Origin of the sequence: Exiguobacterium sp. U13-1, assembly GCF_001750115.1 — a bacterium.
In the GTDB taxonomy this organism is placed as follows: Bacteria; Bacillota; Bacilli; order Exiguobacteriales; family Exiguobacteriaceae; genus Exiguobacterium_A; species Exiguobacterium_A acetylicum.
The window spans coordinates 227,739-248,788 of the sequence record NZ_CP015731.1 but is presented as its reverse complement, the minus strand read 5'-3'; the positions used below and the strand labels follow the sequence as shown (position 1 = coordinate 248,788).

19 protein-coding genes and 1 other annotated feature are annotated in these 21,050 nt (G+C 47.5%); of the genes, 6 read left to right on the top strand and 13 right to left on the bottom strand.

Annotated features, from left to right (window positions below; translation table 11 throughout):
* Nucleotides 1-2: 2 nt before the first annotated feature.
* The 3 genes from ESP131_RS01315 to ESP131_RS01305 form a co-directional block, all read right to left on the bottom strand.
* Nucleotides 3-863 (bottom strand): tetratricopeptide repeat protein, encoded by an 861-nt coding sequence (locus ESP131_RS01315; protein ID WP_047390708.1) that lies wholly within the window; start codon nt 861-863, stop codon nt 3-5.
* A gap of 141 nt (nt 864-1,004) precedes the next feature.
* Nucleotides 1,005-2,129 carry an alanine dehydrogenase gene (gene ald / locus ESP131_RS01310; protein ID WP_029342897.1) on the bottom strand — a complete coding sequence of 375 codons (1,125 nt, stop codon included), beginning with the start codon at nt 2,127-2,129 and terminating at the stop codon, nt 1,005-1,007.
* A gap of 121 nt (nt 2,130-2,250) precedes the next feature.
* Nucleotides 2,251-3,468 carry a PucR family transcriptional regulator gene (locus ESP131_RS01305; RefSeq protein WP_029342896.1) on the bottom strand — a complete coding sequence of 406 codons (1,218 nt, stop codon included), beginning with the start codon at nt 3,466-3,468 and terminating at the stop codon, nt 2,251-2,253.
* A 144-nt stretch (nt 3,469-3,612) separates the two neighbouring features.
* Between ESP131_RS01305 and ESP131_RS01300 the strand changes: the two genes are divergently transcribed.
* Complete coding sequence (locus ESP131_RS01300; RefSeq protein ID WP_069940084.1) at nt 3,613-4,989, top strand: alanine/glycine:cation symporter family protein; 1,377 nt, start codon at nt 3,613-3,615, stop codon at nt 4,987-4,989.
* 56 nt (nt 4,990-5,045) lie between these two features.
* Here the strand turns inward: ESP131_RS01300 and ESP131_RS01295 are convergent, their stop codons facing one another.
* From ESP131_RS01295 to ESP131_RS01280, 4 genes are all read right to left on the bottom strand, one after another.
* Entirely contained in the window at nt 5,046-5,903 is an 858-nt protein-coding gene (locus ESP131_RS01295) for a sulfite exporter TauE/SafE family protein (RefSeq protein WP_029342894.1), read from the bottom strand.
* Between the two features lie 115 nt (nt 5,904-6,018).
* Nucleotides 6,019-7,575, bottom strand: coding sequence for a solute symporter family protein (locus ESP131_RS01290; protein WP_029342893.1), 1,557 nt, complete (start codon nt 7,573-7,575; stop codon nt 6,019-6,021).
* A complete protein-coding gene (locus ESP131_RS01285; RefSeq protein WP_023469682.1) occupies nt 7,572-7,898 on the bottom strand; it encodes a DUF485 domain-containing protein in 327 nt (108 codons plus the stop codon). The genes ESP131_RS01290 and ESP131_RS01285 overlap by 4 nt, the downstream gene beginning before the upstream one ends.
* Before the next feature lie 265 nt (nt 7,899-8,163).
* On the bottom strand, nt 8,164-8,811 hold the full coding sequence (locus ESP131_RS01280; protein WP_029342892.1) for a TVP38/TMEM64 family protein: 648 nt from the start codon (nt 8,809-8,811) through the stop codon (nt 8,164-8,166).
* A 238-nt stretch (nt 8,812-9,049) separates the two neighbouring features.
* On the opposite strand from ESP131_RS01280, the gene trhO reads away from it, so the two are divergent.
* Nucleotides 9,050-9,964, top strand: coding sequence for an oxygen-dependent tRNA uridine(34) hydroxylase TrhO (trhO, locus tag ESP131_RS01275; RefSeq protein ID WP_083254757.1), 915 nt, complete (start codon nt 9,050-9,052; stop codon nt 9,962-9,964).
* Nucleotides 9,965-10,024: 60 nt separating this feature from the next.
* Here trhO and ESP131_RS01270 read toward each other — a convergent pair whose 3' ends face one another.
* Entirely contained in the window at nt 10,025-10,807 is a 783-nt protein-coding gene (locus ESP131_RS01270; RefSeq protein ID WP_069940082.1) for an alpha/beta hydrolase, read from the bottom strand.
* A gap of 15 nt (nt 10,808-10,822) precedes the next feature.
* Nucleotides 10,823-12,499 carry a GGDEF domain-containing protein gene (locus ESP131_RS01265; RefSeq protein WP_069940081.1) on the bottom strand — a complete coding sequence of 559 codons (1,677 nt, stop codon included), beginning with the start codon at nt 12,497-12,499 and terminating at the stop codon, nt 10,823-10,825.
* Nucleotides 12,500-12,628: 129 nt separating this feature from the next.
* Nucleotides 12,629-12,847: a binding site (T-box leader), on the top strand.
* Between the two features lie 60 nt (nt 12,848-12,907).
* Here ESP131_RS01265 and argS point away from each other — a divergent pair.
* Together argS and ESP131_RS01255 are read left to right on the top strand one after the other, a co-directional pair.
* A complete protein-coding gene (gene argS / locus ESP131_RS01260) occupies nt 12,908-14,590 on the top strand; it encodes an arginine--tRNA ligase (protein ID WP_069940080.1) in 1,683 nt (560 codons plus the stop codon).
* A 30-nt stretch (nt 14,591-14,620) separates the two neighbouring features.
* Nucleotides 14,621-15,226, top strand: a complete 606-nt coding sequence (locus ESP131_RS01255; RefSeq protein WP_069940079.1) for a hypothetical protein — start codon at nt 14,621-14,623, stop codon at nt 15,224-15,226.
* Nucleotides 15,227-15,288: 62 nt separating this feature from the next.
* Here ESP131_RS01255 and ESP131_RS01250 read toward each other — a convergent pair whose 3' ends face one another.
* From ESP131_RS01250 to ESP131_RS01240, 3 genes are all read right to left on the bottom strand, one after another.
* Nucleotides 15,289-15,882, bottom strand: coding sequence for a metallophosphoesterase family protein (locus ESP131_RS01250; RefSeq protein WP_029342886.1), 594 nt, complete (start codon nt 15,880-15,882; stop codon nt 15,289-15,291).
* Between the two features lie 76 nt (nt 15,883-15,958).
* On the bottom strand, nt 15,959-16,372 hold the full coding sequence (locus tag ESP131_RS01245; RefSeq protein WP_023469674.1) for a carboxymuconolactone decarboxylase family protein: 414 nt from the start codon (nt 16,370-16,372) through the stop codon (nt 15,959-15,961).
* Nucleotides 16,373-16,463: 91 nt separating this feature from the next.
* Entirely contained in the window at nt 16,464-17,342 is an 879-nt protein-coding gene (locus ESP131_RS01240) for a LysR family transcriptional regulator (RefSeq protein ID WP_069940078.1), read from the bottom strand.
* 121 nt (nt 17,343-17,463) lie between these two features.
* Between ESP131_RS01240 and ESP131_RS01235 the strand changes: the two genes are divergently transcribed.
* Nucleotides 17,464-18,249, top strand: coding sequence for a 3-hydroxybutyrate dehydrogenase (locus tag ESP131_RS01235; protein ID WP_029342884.1), 786 nt, complete (start codon nt 17,464-17,466; stop codon nt 18,247-18,249).
* 113 nt (nt 18,250-18,362) lie between these two features.
* On the opposite strand, the gene ESP131_RS01230 is transcribed toward ESP131_RS01235, so the two are convergent.
* The gene (locus ESP131_RS01230; RefSeq protein WP_023469671.1) at nt 18,363-18,857 is read right to left on the bottom strand and encodes a YajQ family cyclic di-GMP-binding protein; all 495 of its coding nucleotides are present in this window, start codon (nt 18,855-18,857) and stop codon (nt 18,363-18,365) included.
* Nucleotides 18,858-18,968: 111 nt separating this feature from the next.
* Here ESP131_RS01230 and pulA point away from each other — a divergent pair, with 111 nt between their 5' ends.
* Nucleotides 18,969-20,975, top strand: coding sequence for a type I pullulanase (pulA, locus tag ESP131_RS01225; protein ID WP_231925666.1), 2,007 nt, complete (start codon nt 18,969-18,971; stop codon nt 20,973-20,975).
* The last annotated feature ends 75 nt before the right edge of the window (nt 20,976-21,050 follow it).

The window sequence follows — 21,050 nt, the reverse complement described above, 5'->3', positions numbered from 1 at the left end:
GTTCAGTCGCGTAGCAACAATTGTTTGAAATAGAGAAAACGTAGTCGAATATAGTCTGGGTACGCGCGCCAACCTGCATGACGAATGGTCATATCCCGACACATGTCCCGAAAAACATGGCGATAGATCTTTTCTTCGGAATCGTCGTAAACAGCTGCGTACAAGCCGTGCTCGAGCATGTTAGAAAGGCATTCGTCGAGCTTGGCGTAGAGGGTCTCGTCGCTGTCTTCGCGCAATGTAGCATGCAGCATCTCATATTGAATGCTTTGATTGACAGAAGCTGTCGCATGAAAGACGGCGGTTTTGTCGAGATGAGGTACGCCGATGATTAACGCATAGAGTGCTTCCAACATGTCGATCGAATGACCGTCCAGTTGTTGGATGGAATCAATGGCCATCAGTGTATCGATTCCAGATGCGCCAACCTTCTTTAAATATGTAAACGCATGAACGGCTGATTCCCCATAAAATTGACGATGATTGTAATGGACGGCAAGGAAACGATGTCCTGCCGGCTCTTCAGGGAACCGTGCGATGGCCGAAAGGAAAAACTGTTCTGCTTCGTGCATATACCCTTCCTCTTCACTGATGATACCGAGGAGTATATATCCTTGCACATGTTCGCCGAGTTGCTGATGTGTCTCTTCGATCAGCCGGCGCGCTTGAGTGTGTTCGTTCTTGAAATAAAGGGAATGGGCTGTAGCAATGTTGAGCAATGGATGAGATGGGACAAGAACACGTAAGCGCTCGGTTGCGGCAATACGTACGCTCTCTTCTGTATCGGATGATAGTGCTTCGAGTAACGCTACTTCAGCGACGTGGCTCTGGAGTTCATGAGAATGGGCGGTTATGGTTTGTGTCATATAATGAGATCCCCTCTACTAGTTCAAAATCATAAGTCTTCGTTTCTCATCATATGACAAGCCGAGTGGTGCCTCAAGAAGTAATAAAAAATAGTCGATGGTTCCTCGAAAAGGAATCATCGACTATTTGTACTTTCAAGATCATGCGTGTAGGTGAAGCACATCTTCAACGGATTTGTACGTGTATCCGAGATCGCGTGCGACCGCTTCGTACGTGACGAATCCTTGTGCGACATTCAATCCTTTTTCAAGAGCATCGTTTTCAGCAAGCGCACGGTGTGTGCCTTTGTTCGCGAGTTCAAGGACATACGGGAGCGTTGCGTTCGTCAATGCAAGTGTAGACGTACGTGGAACGGCACCCGGCATGTTCGCGACTGCGTAATGAACGACACCGAATTTTTCATATGTTGGGTCATCATGCGTCGAGATACGGTCGACCGTTTCGAAGATACCACCTTGGTCGATGGCAACGTCAACGATGACAGCGCCCGGCTTCATGCGTTTGACCATGTCGGCAGTAACGAGTTTCGGTGCTTTTGCACCTGGAATCAAGACAGCACCGATGACGAGATCACTCTCAGCGACAGCTTCAGCAATCGTGTACGGATTTGAGATCAACGTGTTGATCGAGTTACCGAAGATATCATCCAACTGGCGAAGGCGTTCTGGACTAACATCGATGATCGTGACATCTGCACCGAGACCGACAGCGAGTTTCGCGGCATTCGTTCCGACGACACCGCCGCCGATGACTGTTACTTTTCCACGGCGAACCCCAGGAACACCAGCAAGCAAGATGCCCATACCACCGTGTGGTTTTTCCAAGAACTGTGCACCGATTTGGGATGCCATACGTCCTGCGACTTCACTCATTGGTGTTAACAATGGAAGTGTGCGGTTCTTTTCAACCGTTTCATAAGCGATTGCTGTGATGTTCGAATCCACAAGTGCACGTGTCAATTCTGGCTCAGCCGCTAAGTGAAGATACGTGAACAATGTCAGATCCGGACGGAAGTATTGGTACTCTGAAGCGATCGGCTCTTTAACTTTTAAAGCGAGTTCGGCTGTTGCCCAGACTTCAGCAGCAGTCGCGATGATTTCAGCACCGGCTTTGACGTACTCTTCGTTCGTGAAGCCACTCCCCATACCTGCCATTGATTCAATGATGACACGATGTCCTTGTGCATGTAACGCTGCTACCCCGGCAGGTGTTAATGCAACACGGTTTTCGTTGTTTTTGATTTCCTTTAATACTCCAATGATCATGTGAACGCGATCCCCTTTCGCAAATAAACAAATCAATTTCTCTTCTTCTTCAGTATACGAGAAATGAAAGCGTTCTACTTTATCGGCGTTTTCAAAAATAACCGATATCCTTTGTGTAAAATCACAAAGGATATCGGTCTGCTTTTAGGTACAAATAAAGTAAGGAGCGTTCGGGTAAAGATTCCATTCGAATGCCCGCTTCCTCCTCGATCCGTCGCATCCGATAGAGGATTGTATTCGGATGGACATGGAGATGGGAGGCGACTTGCTTGACGTTCCCATCATAATGAAGGAACCATTCTAGCGTCTCACATAAAGAGGAAGCATGCTTCACATCGTAAGCACGCAGCCGTTCGATTTCTTCCAAGCGAACCGTTCGTCGTCGCAGACGTTCCGAGAAAATCGGTAAGAGCTGGAATAAGCCGAGGCGTTCGTAACGGGTCACGTTCTTCAGCTCAAATGGAAAGGCATCTTTTAAACGCAAGACGATGCCCGCTTCTTCATAGCGTTCGGGAATCGCTTGGACGCCGGTGAAGACTTCACTACTTGCCGCGACGAAATCCGTATAATCGAATCGCTCCGCGAGCAATTGACGGAACGACTGGATGAAGGCGTCGAACTGCAGGCGTTCTTGTTCCGCATCGCGATCGTTTGTGCTGATCCACAAGATGAAATCCGTCTCGTCATATGCGTAAAGTAATGGACGAACCGTCTGCTGAATCGTCAATAAATAGCGCAGACGATCGGCGAGACGTGGTGTGATCGCCTCCGAAAAACGGATGACCGTCAAGCGACTGATGCCAGGTGGTGCGACATGTAGTTTAGAGAACATCTTCAGGATTTCCGACTCGGATAGTTCTTCATGTAATAACTCGAAGAAGAACTGTTCCGTCTGCTCTTCCTTCCGTTTTTTCTGCATGTCGATTGCCAGCAACTGACGTTGAGCAAGTAGAGCCCCTTTCTTTAAATCGGCTAGTTCCGAAGGAGTAAATGGAGTGCTTCGCGCAATCGACCAGATATAGCCGAGAATTTCTGAATCTTGTTTGATCGCAATGGCGACACGGTCATTCAGTCCGACACCGGTGCGTGCAGAAATGATGAGTGGATCATCCTGTGTAGCAAGGCTCTGGATGACTTCATCTTTCCAGAGTTGGTCGATGACCGATTCCGGTACCCGACGACCGATGATCGTCGCGACACGGGCAGGGTCTGTATCAGCCGTATGCGTACTGTACGCAAGAAGGCGGTGATTGCGATCTTCAATCGTAATCGGAGCATTCAAGGCAATACCGATCGCTTCCGCTAAGTCGTCTAAGGAATGATATGAAGCTTCTAACATGGAATTTCCCTTCTTTCTCTTTCAATCGATAGTTTTAGTATATCTTCTATTGTGTAAAATCACAAAAGGTATTCTTTTGTATTGTAAGAAAACACAACTACATGCTACGGTAAGCCTCGGAAAAGAGAGAGAGGATGAAATGGCATGGAAGTATTACGTCTGATATCGGCTTGGGTCTGGGGGATTCCGAGTATGATGTTGTTGGTAGGAACAGGAGTGTACTTTACGATCCGCTTACGCGGTCTTCAGTTTCGGCGTCTAAAACAAGCGTTTCAATTGTCTGTTCAAAAGTCAGGACAGGGTGAAGGAGAAATCAGCAGCTTTCAAATGTTGATGACGTCCCTTGCGGCGACGATCGGAAACGGTAACATCGCAGGGATTGCAGTCGCCTTGACGATGGGCGGACCGGGCGCAGTCTTTTGGATGTGGGTCATCGGTTTAATCGGAATGGCGACGAAATATGTAGAAAGCCTTCTTGCCATTCTCTTCAGAAGTCGAAACGAACGCGGCGAAGCTGTCAGTGGACCAATGTATTATATCGAGAAGGGATTAGGACCTAAATTTAAACTACTCGCCATCTTGTTTGCGGTATTTGGTTTGATCGCATCGTTTGGTGTTGGGAACACGGTGCAAGCGAATGCGATGGCAACGGTACTCGAGCAATCGTTCCACGTGCCGCTGCTAGTGTTCGGCATTCTGCTTGCAATTGCGGTCTATGTATCGATTCGTGGTGGACTTGAACGCGTCAGTGCGATTTCGACGATCTTCGTTCCGATCATGAGCTTACTTTATATCGGTGCCGCTTGTGTCCTTTTAGTATTGAAGGCAGATCAGATTCTACCAGCCTTTGGTTTAATCTTTGAGTATGCCTTCCAGCCGCTTGCGCCAGCGGGAGCCTTCACCGGTGTATCGATCATGATGGCGATGCAAGTCGGTGTAGCACGAGGCATTTTCACGAACGAAGCAGGACTTGGGACGGCAGCCTTGATTGCTGGATCTGCAAAAAGTGAGCGTCCAGTCGAACAGGGATTGATTTCGATGACGAGTACTTTCATCGTAACCTTGATCGTCTGTACGATGACGGCACTCGTCCTTCTGACGACAGGTTTTTGGGATCCGTCAGGCGGACTACATTCAGGCATGACACACGATGCGAATCTTTCCGGAGCCGCGCTTACGGCAACCGCCTTTGCGAGTGTCCTTGGATCATTTGGAGAATGGACGGTCGCTTTCTCCGTCTTCTTCTTCGGTTATTCAACGATCATTGGTTGGTATGTCTATGGAGAGAAGTGCTTGGAGTACTTGAGCGGTACGACACGCTTCAACGAAGGATACCGCGTGTTCTTTGCGCTCGCAGCCTGTTATGGTGCAGTCGCGCAATTAGAACCTCTGTGGCTCGTCGCAGATATTGCGAATGGACTGATGATGATTCCGAACTTGATCGGAATGTTGTTCTTGTCACACTTAGTCATTGAACAAACGAGAGACTATGAACGAGCCGGTCACAAACGAGTGGCTTAACGGAAAAAAGCGGTGATGCCTGATAGGGGGCATCACCGCTTTTCTGATGAGACGATTCACCCATTCGTTCGACGACGACTGTAGATGAGGAGTGTCAGTAAGAAAATCAAACTAAGCGCAACGAGAACGGAGAGTGAAGCGACGTTCCAGCCGATGACTTCGAGGAGGACACTGACCGCAACCGTCAAATAGAAAATCCCGAGGTACTTTTTGACGAACGGACTTTCGAAATGCGTCAACTGCTTCGCGCCAATCGGTGCTCCGAGCAAGGCGCCGACAATCAGCATGATCCCAACGAGAATATCGATATTCGTACTCGCGACCGTATAGTTGACGAGTCCCGATAGGACAATCAGTAACGCGGAAGCAATACTCGTTCCGACCGCACGTTTCAACTCATAGCCAACGATCCCGACGAGTAACGGTGTGATGATGAATCCACCGCTGACACCGAGGAGCGAAGAGATGAATCCAGCGAACAGACCAGTGAAAGCAAGGGCGAGATATCGATTTTTCCAACCCGTCTGTTCACCGGTCGTCGATTTTGGACGTAAGAACTTATTCGCGAAGTAGAGTAAGAGTCCGATATAAACGATCGAGATCACGAGATGGGCACCGTTAACTTCCTCTAAACGAAGGACGAGTGGTGTCGCGATCGTCGAACCGATGATTCCGACGCCACCGACGACGAGACTATCGCGCCAGACGACATTTTTAAGGCGTAAGTGAGAGATTGTACCTGAAACGGTTGAACCAAGTGTTAGCATGAGGCTGGTCGCGATCGCAACACTTGGGGCATATCCTAAAATGAGCAGTAGCGGCGTTAAAATGATACCGCCACCGATTCCGAAAAAGCCGGAGATGATTCCAATGAAAAATCCGAGGATTAAGAAATAATAAAAAGCGAGATCCATGTACAGTCTTCCTTTCCCTTTTCTTCTCTATTATCCACTTAGTATGGCAATGAATGAGAAGAATGTAAAAGGGGACGGCTCCTTCAAGGGGGTTGAAGGAGCCGTTAAGGGGAACTTATTCTTTTGACGCGGCGACTTCCGTGGCTGCATCGATACCGGTATTGGCCTTAACTATGATTCGTTCGAAGTTACCGGCAACTTCGTTCGATTTCGTCAACAATGTCCCGACGATGGCTCCGAGGAAACCAAGTGGGATGGAGACGATTCCTGGATTCGTCAACGGGAAGAGGGCTTCCCCGACGAACAAGGCTGAACCGTCGACTGCCCAAAGATTTGGACTGAGTGCGACGAGAATCAGTGATGAGAATAACCCGACGACCATACCTGTGACTGCCCCGCCAGTATTGAAACGGCGCCAGAAGATCGTCAAGAGAATAACTGGCAAGTTGGCACTTGCTGCGACAGCAAAGGCAAGCGAAACAAGGAACGCGACGTTCATCGTTTGTGCGAATAATGCGAGTACCATCGAAATCATGGCGACGGCGATAGAAGCGAGTCGTGCTGCTGTCATCTGTTCTTTTTCCGTCGCTTGTCCTTTACGTAAAATATGACTATAGAAATCATGGGCAAAGGCAGATGCTGCGGATAAGACGAGTCCCGCAACAACAGCGAGGATCGTCGCAAAGGCGACCGCGGCAACGAACGCAAAGAGTAAATCGCCACCAAGTGCTTGGGCGAGAAGTGGTGCCGCCATGTTACCAGCAGCATTGGCAGCAATGATATCTTCAGAACCAACGAAAGCAGCGGCACCAAAGCCGAGGAAGATCGTCAAGATGTAAAAGGCACCGATGATCCATGTCGCATAAACGACAGATTTACGAGCTGTCGGGGCATCCTTAACAGTAAAGAAACGAATCAAGATATGTGGTAATCCAGCCGTTCCGAGAACGAGTGCGAGATTTAATGAGATCGTATCGAGTGGTAACTTGAACTTGTTTCCGGGATTCAAGAATGAATCACCGAGCGGTGTCGCTTGTTTGACTTCTGAGAACATCTTGAAGATCGAGAAATCAAACTTTGCGAAGACCATGAATGAGATGACAGCTGTTCCTGCCATCAAGAGGATCGCTTTGATGATTTGAACCCATGAGGTCGCTGTCATACCACCGAAGACAACATAGACTGTCATCAAGATACCGACGATGATGACACTCGTCGTGTAAGGAATTCCTAACAACAGTTCAATCAAGGCACCCGCACCGACGAGTTGTGCAATCATATAGAAAATCGAGATCGCGATTGAGTTCATGGCGGCGACTCCGCGAACTTTTGAAGCATTGAACCGAGCGGCAATCATATCCGCCATCGTGTATTTCCCGAGGTTCCGAAGTGGTTCGGCAACGAGGTACAAGACAACCAGATAGGCAACGAGGAAGCCGATCGAGTAGAAGAATCCGTCGAATCCGGCTAAAGCAATCATCCCAGCAATTCCGAGGAACGAGGCAGCAGACATATAGTCGCCGGCAATCGCCATCCCATTTTGTGCACCAGTGAGTCCACCGTCCGCTGTATAAAAGTCGTTAGCAGTTTTTGTTTTACGAGCAGCAAAGTATGTAATGACGAGCGTCAAACCGACGATCGCAGCAAATAAAGCAACGGCAGTATAATTCATTTCGACTCCTCCTTGATTTGTTCGACGAGTCGATCAAAGGCACGTGCTTTTTTGCTATACATCATACAGAACGTCCACGTCATGATGAACTGAGCAAAAGCGAAGATCCAAGCACCCGTAATATCACCGAACACCGGCTGATTTAAAATCGTGAAGTAGCTTGTTAAAATCGGAAGCGTAAAATAAAAAATAAGACAGAAACTGATGGCTGGAAGAATGAAGCCATTCTTTTGACGCATCAATTGTTGAAAGGTAGCGCTCTCGACGATTGCTGGAGCGGATTGAGTCGCTTCATTTTTTTGAACTTCGGACACTTGATGCATGAGGACGCCTCCTTTAAAGAATGAATGTAAATTCATTATAAGGATGTCGTTTCTGGAAAAGCTATCCTAATTTTTAAGAAGAAATGCGCATTATTATATTAATATTGGTCATACCAATTTAATGTAAGCGTTTGCAATATTGAACATTGTTTGAACGTTATTTTTATATATTAATTGCACTGGAAAATGATTCAAAAGACCTAGTACGACAAAAAACGAAATTAACTCAAAAAAGCCTGTCTATGAAATCATAGACAGGCTTGAGTCATTTTTCAGTTGGACGTTCGATTTTGTCTTCGATTTCCCGTAAATGATCCGCGCGTTTTGAAAGGGCGCGACGCTTTAACCACTCTTCCGTTCCGCGACTGACTCCCCAAATGGCGAGTAAAATCAAAAATAGAAGAACGAGACGCATCGGACGTTCAAGGAACGTCGACCATTCCTTTCCGATCAGTGAGAAGATGATGACGACAATCAAACGACCGGCACCAGCAGCAATCAAATACGTCCGCAGCGATAGCTGAATCATGGCGGAAATGGACGTGATGATGAACGCAGGCATGAACGGAAGCGAGAAAAAGAATCCGAGTGAGATGGGACTCATGTGACGAACACGTTCGATCCACTGTTGCGCGGCATGGTGTTTTTCAAGCCAACGTGTGACCGGGCGACGAAATAGATATCGAATACAAGCGAAGACGACGAGTGATCCAAGCATGCTCCCGACCCATGATACGAGAACACCCATACCAAAACCATAGGTTGCCGCATTCGCGGAAATGATCAGGACGAGTGGCAGGAAAGGAAATAGAGACTCAAGAAACGGGGCAATCAAACCGGTGGCAGCTCCTCCAGGTAAGTCTTGGAGAAAGAAAATCATCTGCTCGATCCAGTCACGAAGTGTATGGAGCATTCGGAATCCTCCTTGCAAGATGTACTACTGTGTTTTATTTTACCTCTTTCTGATTCAGAAAGGGAATGAAATTCCTTGAAAGGGATTCAGGAATTGTGGATTGTACATTCGAAAGGGAGTTGGTATTATACTTAAATGGGTACGTTTTGCAGGCGTTCCCAGCTAGTCAATAGCTAGACGCTTCGTTTGCCAACGTTCGTTTTACTGCAAAAAACTGACATGGGGGCTAATGAGGAATATGAAACCTTATCGCGTACTATTATTTTATAAGTATGTTCCGATCGAAAATGCGGAACAGCTAACGAAAGAGCATCTTGCTTACTGTAAAAAGCTCGGTATTAAAGGACGAATCTTGATCGCACCAGAAGGTATCAACGGCACACTCTCTGGAACGGTCGAACAAACGGAACAATACATGAAGGACTTGACGGCGGATCCACGATTCGCTGACATCGAATTCAAAATCGATGAAGTCGAAGAGCACGCCTTCAAAAAAACGTTCGTCCGTTACAAAAAAGAACTCGTCACATGGCGTTTTGAGGACGAATTCAATGTACCAGAAGAACATGCTGCGTATCTTGAACCAGCAGAGTGGAAAGAAATGATGAAACAAGATGACGTCGTCATTCTCGATGTACGAAACAACTACGAATATGACCTCGGACACTTCAAGAATGCCGTAAAAGTCGATGTCGATGCTTCACGGGAATTCCCGGAATGGCTCGACGAGAACGAGCATTTGTTTGAAGGGAAAAAGGTTCTCACATATTGTACGGGTGGCGTTCGTTGTGAGAAATTCACGGCGTACTTCCGTAAACGGCAACAGAGTGACGATATCTTCCACCTGAAAGGCGGAGTCGTCATGTACGGAAAAGATGAACAGACACAAGGAGAAGACTGGGAAGGCGAACTATACGTCTTTGATGAGCGTGTACAAGTTCCTGTCAATGCCGTCAATCCGTCTGTCGTCTCAGAATGTTACTACTGCGGAAAACCGGAGACGCGCTATGTTAATTGTGCAAACCCGGAATGTAATCGACAGCACTTCTGCTGTGAAGAATGCGAACCGAAAGTCATGCGTTCGTGTTCCGATGAATGCCGGGAGCATCCGCGCAACCGTTATGAAAAAGAGCAACAAGAAGAATTAGTATAAGACAAGACTAAAAGTCGGATGATTTCTACTTAAAGAAATCACCCGACTCTTTTTGTGTACTCAAGAGGAAGGAAATAAGTAACGCAAAATATCCGGTAAACGTTTCGCCCAGGCGGTTTCATGATGAATCGCTTCCGGGATGATCGTATAGCGACTTTGAGTAAGTTTCTGTTCGACCGCTCGTGCTAAGACATCATTCGTGTGTAAATAATCTGTCTCGGTCATCGGACCGCTCACTTCTTTAGTACCAACATCCATATAACAGCGATGAGCGGCAGATAGAGACGGACTACGCTCGATGAATTCAAGGAGTGAGGAAAAGTTTGCCCATCCGGCAGTCGACAAAGCAGCGACACGCGTGATGACTTCCGGATATGCGAATAAACCATAGAGCGAGATGACACCACCCATCGAGCTACCGATCATCGTCGTATCATCAGGACGTGTCGCGTAGTTGGCGTCAATATATGGTTTTAACTCGCGGATAATCCAGTCCATGTAGACCTTACCGTTTCCCCCGATTGACGTCCGGTGCGAGGGATAGGCAGTCCGCATCAGTAAAGCTTCGTCACTCCAGGGGGCGTAGTCATCGTAACGATCCATGCCGTCTTCTGGACTGTCAATCGCAACGACCATTGCCGGAATTTGTGTCTGTTGTAGTGCAAGATGAATCTCCCAGCCTTTTCCGAACGAGGCGGTTTCTCCACTAAAAACATTTTGTCCATCGTGCATATAAATCACCGGTAAGGCTTCGTTCGGATCTAAATGGGGCGGACGATGAATCCGAATCGTCCGGTGGGCTTGTGATGTCGGTAGCGTCATTTCAATTTCTGTAATCGACAATAGAGTCACGACCTTTCAAAGGTTTGCATAATGCGCGGTACAGTTGCGTCCGTTGTGTTTTCCGCCGACATAGAGTGCATGGTCGGCTTGACGTAACGACTCTTCGAACGTCCGTTGATACCCTTCTTCCACTGTATCAATTCCGAGGCTGACGGTTAAGGACAGTCGGTGACCATCGACGAGGAAGGGACGATCCATGACCGCATGGCGGACCGTCTCGGCAATCTGGATGGCAGCCTCTTGACTACCATTTCGTAAGAGAAGTACGAACTCCTCCCCGCCATAACGAGCAGCAAAGACCTCATCATGTTGCAATTGGATCGCTTGGATACGTCGACCGAGTTCACGAAGGACAAGATCGCCTACTTTATGACCGTACGTATCGTTGACGCGTTTAAAATGATCAATATCAAACAGGATCACGGAGAGCGGATAGCAGTCAGCAGCAAACTCCTGCCGACCATGTTCATAAAAGGCACGGCTATTTGGTAATTCGGTCAAAGCATCGGTCCGACTTTCCGTGTAGAGTTGAACCGTTTCACGAGAGCGCTCTAAGACACGACAAAAGATACGGAGCAGACGAGATAACTCATCGGCATTCGTCGCATCATAGGCATCTGCGACTTGATGGAACAGGATGATCGAGACATCGACCTCTCCGCTCGTAATCGAAGGAATCGCCAGCATCGAGTGACGATCGACAGGCAATCCGATTTGAATATCGTTGCCCCAGTCGCACCGAAGACCATAGATGATCGGGGTATGCAAATCGTCGGCTGTCAAGGAATGAAACAGTGGTAATACATCAATCGGTTGTTTCGTCCGGATGTTATAGATGACTTGTTTTCGCTGTTGTTGGATTGAGATCCAACCTTCAGAAAACGGTAGCAGATGCGGTAAATCAAGGAGTAACGAATCAATCGTCTCGCGTTCAAAGCGGGAAATCAACAAGTGTTCCTTCGCATCATCAAATCGTTTGGCATTATCATTTGCTTCAAGCGAATCACCACGCTCTTGCAACAGACGTTTGAACAAAAAGAGAATCAAGGCGGAAACCGTAGCCGCGACGAGTGGACTCTCATCGTAAAACCAGATCCCAAGTAAAGCGCTCAACATGCTGATTCCGTAGACGAGGGATTGCAACTTCACGAGACGGCGCCAATCGTATTTCAAGAAGAGGAAGCGATTGACGAACAGACATTGGAAATAAGAGACAAGGAAAACGGTGATTAAAAAGCCGGTGAAAGGAATCAAGGCTTTCGTATACGTAAAGTTTGAGCCGATCGGACCACCGAGCGCATAATACGCAAAGGCGGGAAGCGAGATATAGACTAAATCGAATAGGGCGTTGATCGGGTAGAGGTAGACGAAACGTTTCCAGCGAATCGCTTTTCGGTGAGACATGAATTGAAAGACGAGAATACCGATTTGGCTTAAAATCAAGGCGTACGTTAAACCGTAATTGAGGAATAAAAATAAGATGATTCCTTCTTGGAATGTATAGTAAATGCCACCACGACGGACATTATCGAACTGAAACAGGAGAACGAGTCCGAATAAATAAAGCGTGTTGATGATGGAGACAGAAGGATGGAAGGTTGGTGGATGAACGATGCCGATCACTAATAACGTCAAGGCGACGAGACCGAAGACGATCCAGCTTGTCCGGGCTACATGTTGGTAGTAGCGCATGAAACATCCCTCCCCCTGAGAAGTATCTTTTATTCCTATACCCGAATTGTGGAAATTTTGATAAGCCATTTACCAAAAAAATAAGGTTGAGAGAAAAGAAAGAATTGCGTATAATGTGAAAGATATCGAATACAGTCGATGATGAAGAGAGTAACGGTTGATTTTCGTCAACTAGCGAATCAGGGAATGGTGGAAGCCTGAGGACGAACCGATCGTGAAACGCACTTCTGAGACGCTGCCCGATTCCTGATGGAAGAGGCGTAGCCGGGGGAACCCCGTTATCCCCGAACAAGGTGGGTGTCAAAATGACACCAAGAAGAGTGGTACCGCGGTCATTCCGTCTCTTTGCGCGTGGCGCAAGGGGCGTTTTTTATTGCCAAAAAATCAATGAAGCAGGAGGAAATAAAGATGAGTTATAAAGCGCAGTATGCAGAAGTATTACATCAAGTCATGGAAGGTGCCTTATCGGTTGAACAAATCGAACAACTGATCGAGCAACCGAAACATGAAGATCACGGAGATTTGGCATTCCCATGTTTCATGCTCGCAAAAGCATTCCGTAAAGCACCGAACATGATCGCTTCAGACCTCGCAGAAAAAATCGATGCGCCGCTGTTCTCGAACGTTCAAGCTGTAGGTCCTTACATCAACGTTTTCTTGAACCGAGAAGTCGTCTCGCAAGAAATCGTCAATCAAGTCCTGACAGAACAAGAATCGTTTGGTTCGAGTGAAGCAAATGGGAAGACGATTGTCACAGATTTCTCATCGCCGAACATTGCGAAACCATTCTCAATGGGTCACTTGCGTTCGACAGTCATCGGGAACGCGCTCAACCAAATCTCACGTAAAAAAGGGTATGACGTCGTTGGTGTCAACCACTTAGGGGACTGGGGAACACAGTTCGGGAAATTGATGGTTGCTTACACGATGTGGGGTGAGGAAGAAGCGGTCCGTGCAGAACCAATCAAGGAATTGTTGAAATTATACGTCCGGTTCCACGAAGAAGCGGAAACAAATCCATCACTCGAGGACGAAGGACGTCTCTGGTTCAAAAAACTCGAACAAGGTGATGAGCAGGCGACGACGCTTTGGACATGGTTCCGTGAAGTCTCACTCGTCGAATTCAACCGTGTATATGAGATGCTCGGCGTCAAGTTCGATAGCTTAAACGGAGAAGCCTTCTACAACGATAAGATGCAACACGTCATCGATTTGCTCGAAGAAAAAGATCTCCTCGTTGAATCTGAAGGGGCAATGGTCGTCGATCTCGAAGCAGAAGGTATGCCGCCTGCTTTGATTAAGAAGAAAGATGGCGCAACGCTTTATGCGACACGTGATTTAGCAGCTGCTGTCTATCGTCTTGAAACATACCGTTTTGAGCAAGCGTTCTACGTCGTCGGTGGGGAACAAGCGCTTCACTTCAAGCAATTGTTCGCAGTCCTGAAGAAACTTGGATTTGAGAACGTCGACGGGATGCACCATGTTCCATTCGGTCTGATCATGAAAGACGGAAAGAAAATGTCGACACGTAAAGGTCGGATCGTCTTGCTTGAAGAAGTACTACAAGAAGCGATCGACGTCGCGAAGAACAACATCGCGGAAAAAAATCCGAATTTAGCGAATGCCGAAGCAACGGCTCGTCAAGTTGGTGTTGGCGCCGTCATCTTCCACGACTTGAAAAACGAACGGATGAATAACATCGAGTTCGATCTTGAGCAGATGTTGAAATTCGAAGGCGAAACAGGACCGTATGTCCAGTACACGAATGCCCGAGCGCACTCGTTGCTCCGTAAAGGTGGCTATGATGGCACACCATTCGCTGGTAGCGTCGATGATCATGCATGGGGTGTCGTCTCGATGCTGAACCAATTCTCGACGGTCATCGATCGCGCGTTCACACGTCGCGAGCCGTCAATCATCAGCCGTTATGTCTTAGATCTTGCACAAAGCTTCAATAAATACTACGGACATGTCCGTGTTCTCGAAGATGACGCAGCAAAACAATCGCGTCTTGCACTCGTCAAGTCTGTCACGATCGTCTTGACAGAAGGTCTTCGTTTACTTGGTGTAGGCGCTCCAGAAGAAATGTAAGACCAATCCACGAATAAGAAGAGGTAGATTATGAAGACTGAGACGAAAGAACGATTACAGCAAGCTGCTTCACAGATGAAGCAGGAACCTTTGGCAGAAACGGTCACCTTCATGGCTGATTTTCACGGGAAAGTCGCGGCTTGGTTACCGGGAGAGTCTGTCGATTTCGTTCACGATTTCGTGACGGCGCCGGAAGCCGAGTTGATTGCTCCGATCGAAGGAGACGCATTACGGACGAAAGACAATTTTGAATTCTTCATGCGCAAGAAACAGACGCGGAAAAAACTTGGGGAACTGTTGACGCTTTGGAAGTCGGCACGCACGACAGAGACGTTGAGTCAGATTGATGCGATCGGATTGAAGAAGTGGCTCGCACGTAATGAATTCCGTTCGGAAGACAAGCCGTGGGATTATTTGAACCGTCTGCACGTTCTGCTGTTCCTTGATTTGATGACGACGATCATCGACGATCATCAATTGACGAGTCTGCATGAGCAACTGGTTGGTACGACACCGGTTCCGACGAGCTTCGTACGTCGTCAAGGGGATGTCCGTCAAGTCATCGAAGCATTCGCGGAAGAAACGAACTTCACACAAGTAGATGTCGTCAAGGCATCACTTGTCCGGTATCTCTGATCAATAGGATGCACGAACAAAAGCCGTCGAGCCCTGTGCCCGACGGCTTTTGTCGTATCTTCTTACTTCGCCTGATGGAACACGATCGATTGTTGCTCTGAATCGTAAAGACACCATTCTCGTTCGAACACGACGGGCCCTAGATTGACGGCATACCGTTTTCCTTTGATGGATAAAGTTTGACCTAGTGGGCTCGGTTTGGCGATGCCATTTCGAAACAAGCCTCTGATGTGACTATGCCCAAAAAAGAGTAATGGTTCACGTTGTTGTGACAGATCGGGTAGAAAATTCCGCGACCAATTCAATTGATCTCCATGAATCAATAATGCCCCCTCGATGCGTTGTTTTCGCGGGCAATCGCGTAACGCATCGATGACAGGAGAGAGATGTGGTGGAACGAGCGACAGAATGCGTTCTTCTTGATTACCAAGTAAAGTCTTAAAATCAATCAGGTCTAAAAAAGCATCATCGAGCGTCACGACGAGGGAGAGCGATTCGAAAGAATAGCGCTTCGCTCGCTTTTTACCGACATGGCATTCATGAATATCACCGAGACAAAACAAATGCGCATCGGGAGCGAGCCGCCGTATGTCAGCTAGGACAGCCGCTGTGTCGGCTACCGAGCTGTGAAGATCCGCAAAAAGGGCATAACGCATGATCGACCACTCCTTTGTTAAGAAGATACCCGAAAATACGTCATGCCCATCTTTTTTCAATCAAGTCGTGCGTATCTTATTCTGTTTCGACTGTGACGCCACGTTCTGCGAAGACGACTTTCGCGACTTCGAGTGCGTTCAAGACACGTGGGAATCCAGTGTAAGGAACAAGGTGCATGATAGCTTCGACGATTTCGTTTCCTGTCAAACCAGCTGTCAATCCAGTATTGATGTGGAGAGCGAGCTGTGGTTCTGTACCTTGTGTGACGAGAGAAGCAATCGTAACGATTGCGCGGTCACGGTTGACGAGACCATCGCGGCTGTAAACTTCACCGTATGCGAAATCCGTGATCCACTCACCGACTGCTGGAGCGATATCTTTCAGGGATTCAGAGATTTTATCATGCGTAGATTGTGCGGCGTTTGCGTCTGTGAATTCGCTGAGTTTTTTTACGCCTGTTTCGTGACGTGATTCAAAATGAGTTGCCATGGTAAAGGACTTCCTTTCTTTTTTAACGATGTTCTTATCGTAAAGGAGGAAATACCATTCTACAAATACATGGTTTTTATGAAAGGTATGCTTATTTGGAATACATATCACTGACGAATTGAATCCATTTCCGCGTCACGTACGATTGATAGCGACCGGTCGGAACGGCGATTCCTAAGTGCCACGGCACTCGTGTTTTAAGCGGGATCGTTTTGACACCACGAATCGAAAAACGATTAGCGATTGAACGTGGAAGGACGGTCACGGCATTTCCTTCTGCGACCAGTAAACATAAGAAGTCCCACTGTGAGCTCACCCGAGACACGTTAGGTGTAAATCCGGCATCCTGACAGGCGTTCAAGACGACATCGTGAAGCGAGAACGTTTCATTAAACAAGACGAACGGCATGTCGGCGACTTCTTCTAACGCAATCATCGACCGATCGGCGAGTGGATGATCATTTGGTAAAAACAAATGCAATTCCTCTTCGATGAAGGGATGTGTCGTTAAATGCTCATCCGAAGGCAGCACCGTTGCGATCAAATCGACTTCACCGGCGACGACCGCTTTTTCTAACGCATGTCCACCGGCTTCGATCAATTCGATTTGGATCATCGGATACATTTCCTCAAAACGGCGCAATAGACCTGGGAAAAACAGCGAACCGATCAGTGGGGGAATACCGAGACGGATCGTTCCTTTCGTCAAATGCATGACATCATAGAGGTGAGAAGGCAAATCAGATAACTGACGTAGAATCTTTTCACCTTCGATCAATAAGGTCTCACCGGCATCCGTCAAGACGATTTGTCGTTTACTCCGATCGAACAATTCCATCTCAAGTTCTTCTTCTAAATGACGGACCATTTTACTGAGTGTCGGTTGCGTGACATGGAGATGTTCAGCGGCACGAGTGAAGCTTTTGAAGCGTGCTACTTCCGTAAAGTATTCCAATTGGCGGAAATCCATCAGTATTCTCCTATTCTTTTGAGTTATAGATGTCATAACAAGTATTCATTTTTATTATTCTTTCAATCAGCGTACAGTAAAGAGACCGAACACGTAAAGATAAAGAAAGAAGGAATCAATCATGATGAAACAACTTGAAGGAAAAGTCGCGTTAATTACAGGAGCAGCAAGTGGAATCGGGCTTGAGATCGCTGAAGAATTCGCTCAAGAAGGCGCTAAGGTCGTCATCGTCGATCTTCAAGAAGAAGCCGCAAAACGCTCTGCTGAAACACTTCGTGAAAAAGGCTTCGATGCATTTGCCGTCGCAGGTGACGTGACGAATGAAGAAGCGATCAAATCAAGTATCGAACAGACTGTCGCGCATTACGGAACGATCGATATCGTCATCAACAATGCAGGAATGCAACACGTCTCACCAATCGAAGAGTTCTCGACTGAGAAATTCGACTTGCTTCAAAGCATCATGCTTCGTGCACCATTCCTCTATACGAAATATGTCTTCCCGATCATGAAAAAACAAGGCTCTGGACGAATCTTGAACATGTCATCGATCAACGGATTGATTGGTTTTGCAGGGAAAGCTGCTTATAACAGTGCGAAACACGGCGTCATCGGTTTAACGAAAGTCGCAGCATTAGAAGGGGCAACTTCAGGTATCACGGTCAACGCGATTTGCCCAGGCTATGTCGATACACCACTCGTCCAAAACCAATTGTCTTCGCTCGCTGAAACACGGAATGTACCACTCGAACGTGTATTAGAAGAAGTCATCTATCCACTTGTCCCGCAACAACGTTTACTCCAAGTCAAAGAAATCGCGGATTACGCTATTTTCCTTGCAAGTGACAAAGCAGCAGGTGTCACGGGGCAAGCTGTCGTTCTCGATGGTGGTTACACAGCGCAATAAGCAACACTTTAAATTAAATGAAGGGAGGTACTTTTTGGATACGATCCAGAAAGCACCTCCCTTTTTTGTTTGATCGACTGAACATGAACGTTCAGCCGATTGATGAGAATCGATTAACGGAAGTTAATGAACTGCACGTCGACTGATAACGGAAGCTCACGAACGATTTGCATGACTTGTTGTAGGTCGTCACGTGATTTACCTGTGACACGGATTTGGTCATCTTGAATCTGTGTCTTCACTTTTAATTTCGATTCCTTGACGGCATTGTTGATCTTTTTCGCGTCGTCACGGTCGATTCCACTTTTCAGAATGACGCGTTGACGAACTGTATTCCCAGCAGCCTGCTCGACTTTTTCGTACTGCAGGTTTTTGGTCGGAACTTCGCGCTTAATCAATTTTGCTGTTAAGACATCTTTGACTTGATCGAGTTTGAAATCGTCATCTGAGATTAGAATCAAATCCTCTTTTTCGAGCTTCATGTCGCTCTTTGAACCTTTGAAGTCGAAGCGATTCGTGATTTCTTTCAGTGCAATCTGGACGGCGTTCTTGACTTCCTCGATGTTGATTTGTGACACGATATCAAATGAATTATCTTTTGCTGCCATTTTAATCTCCCCTTTCATTCCACTCTCTATTTTAGAGAGGAATACCGGAAGCGTCCACTGCTTTGAAATTTTGTTATAATAAAAACCATGAAATGAAAGGGGTGCTTAGCTTTGAAACAAACAGCAGACATGTTGACGCTCACACCGCAAGAACTGGATGAGCGATTTGCCTATAGTGGAAATGATTTAGGAGCGACTTTCTCAGAGACAGCGATTCGCGTGCGCTTGTGGGCGCCGACGGCAGAACGTGTCGTGATTCGTCTCTATAAGACATTACGCGCACGAAAAGTCGAAGAGGTCGAGATGATGGCAGGCGAACGGGGAACATACGTCGTTGAACTCGATCGAGCGGCATATGAAGGTTATTTCTATACGTTTCAAGCGAGCATCAACGGACAAAAGGTCGAGGCAGTCGATCCGTATGCGAAAGCCGTCGGAACGAACGGAAAACGCGGTGCGCTGATTGACCCGACAAGTGTGACACCAGAACGATGGATTGAAGAACGCCCACTGTTCCATTCTTCGCAAGACGCAGTTGTTTATGAACTACACGTACGCGATGCAACGAGTCATCCGGCTAGTGGTGTCGTCGCACGTGGTACATTCGCTGGACTGACGGAAGCAGGAACACGGACACCAAATGGTGGATTAACAGGACTTGATTATTTAGCGGATCTCGGTGTGACGCATGTCCAGTTATTGCCGATCTACGATTTTGGCTCAGTCAATGAGACAGCGCCGAACGACCCGGATAACTATAACTGGGGATATGACCCGGTGAACTACTTTGCGCCGGAAGGTTCGTACTCGTCAAATCCGGATGATCCAAGAACGCGGATCCTTGAATTAAAACAATTGGTTCAGGCGTTACATGACCGTGGGATCCGTGTCATCATGGACGTCGTCTTCAATCATACGTATGATGCGGCAACGGTTCCGCTCGGTCAGTTCGTTCCTGGCTACTTTTATCGTCAAGAGGCGGATGGTAGTCTCTCGAACGGTAGTTTCTGTGGAAATGATACGGCGTCTGAACGTCTGATGATGCGGAAGTTCATTCTTGATTGTGTGACGTACTGGGCGAAAGAGTACCATCTGGACGGTTTCCGATTTGATTTGATGGGACTGCATGATGTCGAAACGATGAATCAGGTGCGTCATGCACTTGATCGGATTGATCCGTCGATTCTGATTATCGGTGAAGGCTGGGATCTCGATACGCCGCTTGATCCGGAAGAAAAAGCGAATTACTTCAATGCACCGAAGATGCCAGGAATCGCGCATTTCAATAACGGCTTACGGGACGGGGTCAAAGGCGACGTCCAAACGCCGGAAGACCGTGGCTTCATCAGTGGTGCATTTGACCGGACGAGTGAAGTCAAACGGGGAATCGCTGGTAACGTCTCTTCGCAAGGGTTTGCCGATGAACCGAATCAGGTCGTCTCGTACGTCGAGGCTCATGATGATTTGACGATTTGGGATAAATTAACGGTATCTCGTTCAGAGGACACGGAGGAGATTCGTCGGAAACGACAAATGCTCGCGAATGCCATCATCTTGACGGGACAAGGCATTCCTTTCCTCCATGCCGGACAAGAGTTCTTCCGGACGAAGGACGGAATTCGTGACAGCTTCAATGCCGGTGAAGTCGTCAATCGTCTTGACTATGAACGGGCGGAAACAGAGCGTCCGGCAGTCGAATACGTCAAAGGATTGATTGCCCTCCGTCGTCAGTATCCGATGTTCCGTCTCGCAAACGCAGCGCTGATCAAAAAACATCTGCGCTTCCTTGAAGAAGGGGAGGGTGTCATCGCCTTTGAACTGAAGCGCACCTATGAAGGATACGTCGAACGACAGCGTGTCTATCACAATGCGACGGAAGAGGATATCACGATTGAATTGCCAAACGGTGAATTCGAGGTATTGGTGGAGTCAGGTGCTGTTAAGTTGCACGCACCACGACTGCATGAAGAGAAACAGTTGGTCGTCCAAGCATTGACGACGACGGTCATCGCCGAACGAAAAGCGGACTACAAGAAATATGCGGTAGCAGGTGGTGCAGCACTGACGATCATTGGATTGTTGTATGCAGCGAACAAACGTCGAAAGAAAACCGATTAACTAGAAAAGGACGAAGCGCAGGATGGCTTCGTCCTTTTTTTCGTGGATGACAAACCGATGTCACCCTGTCATGCA

Coding starts and splice junctions, on each gene's coding strand:
- ESP131_RS01315 (WP_047390708.1), bottom strand. CDS start 863: ATGACACAAACCATAACCGCCCATTCTCATGAACTCCAGAGCCACGTC.
- ald (WP_029342897.1), bottom strand. CDS start 2,129: ATGATCATTGGAGTATTAAAGGAAATCAAAAACAACGAAAACCGTGTT.
- ESP131_RS01305 (WP_029342896.1), bottom strand. CDS start 3,468: ATGTTAGAAGCTTCATATCATTCCTTAGACGACTTAGCGGAAGCGATC.
- ESP131_RS01300 (WP_069940084.1), top strand. CDS start 3,613: ATGGAAGTATTACGTCTGATATCGGCTTGGGTCTGGGGGATTCCGAGT.
- ESP131_RS01295 (WP_029342894.1), bottom strand. CDS start 5,903: ATGGATCTCGCTTTTTATTATTTCTTAATCCTCGGATTTTTCATTGGA.
- ESP131_RS01290 (WP_029342893.1), bottom strand. CDS start 7,575: ATGAATTATACTGCCGTTGCTTTATTTGCTGCGATCGTCGGTTTGACG.
- ESP131_RS01285 (WP_023469682.1), bottom strand. CDS start 7,898: ATGCATCAAGTGTCCGAAGTTCAAAAAAATGAAGCGACTCAATCCGCT.
- ESP131_RS01280 (WP_029342892.1), bottom strand. CDS start 8,811: ATGCTCCATACACTTCGTGACTGGATCGAGCAGATGATTTTCTTTCTC.
- trhO (WP_083254757.1), top strand. CDS start 9,050: ATGAAACCTTATCGCGTACTATTATTTTATAAGTATGTTCCGATCGAA.
- ESP131_RS01265 (WP_069940081.1), bottom strand. CDS start 12,499: ATGCGCTACTACCAACATGTAGCCCGGACAAGCTGGATCGTCTTCGGT.
- argS (WP_069940080.1), top strand. CDS start 12,908: ATGAGTTATAAAGCGCAGTATGCAGAAGTATTACATCAAGTCATGGAA.
- ESP131_RS01255 (WP_069940079.1), top strand. CDS start 14,621: ATGAAGACTGAGACGAAAGAACGATTACAGCAAGCTGCTTCACAGATG.
- ESP131_RS01250 (WP_029342886.1), bottom strand. CDS start 15,882: ATGCGTTATGCCCTTTTTGCGGATCTTCACAGCTCGGTAGCCGACACA.
- ESP131_RS01245 (WP_023469674.1), bottom strand. CDS start 16,372: ATGGCAACTCATTTTGAATCACGTCACGAAACAGGCGTAAAAAAACTC.
- ESP131_RS01240 (WP_069940078.1), bottom strand. CDS start 17,342: ATGGATTTCCGCCAATTGGAATACTTTACGGAAGTAGCACGCTTCAAA.
- ESP131_RS01235 (WP_029342884.1), top strand. CDS start 17,464: ATGATGAAACAACTTGAAGGAAAAGTCGCGTTAATTACAGGAGCAGCA.
- ESP131_RS01230 (WP_023469671.1), bottom strand. CDS start 18,857: ATGGCAGCAAAAGATAATTCATTTGATATCGTGTCACAAATCAACATC.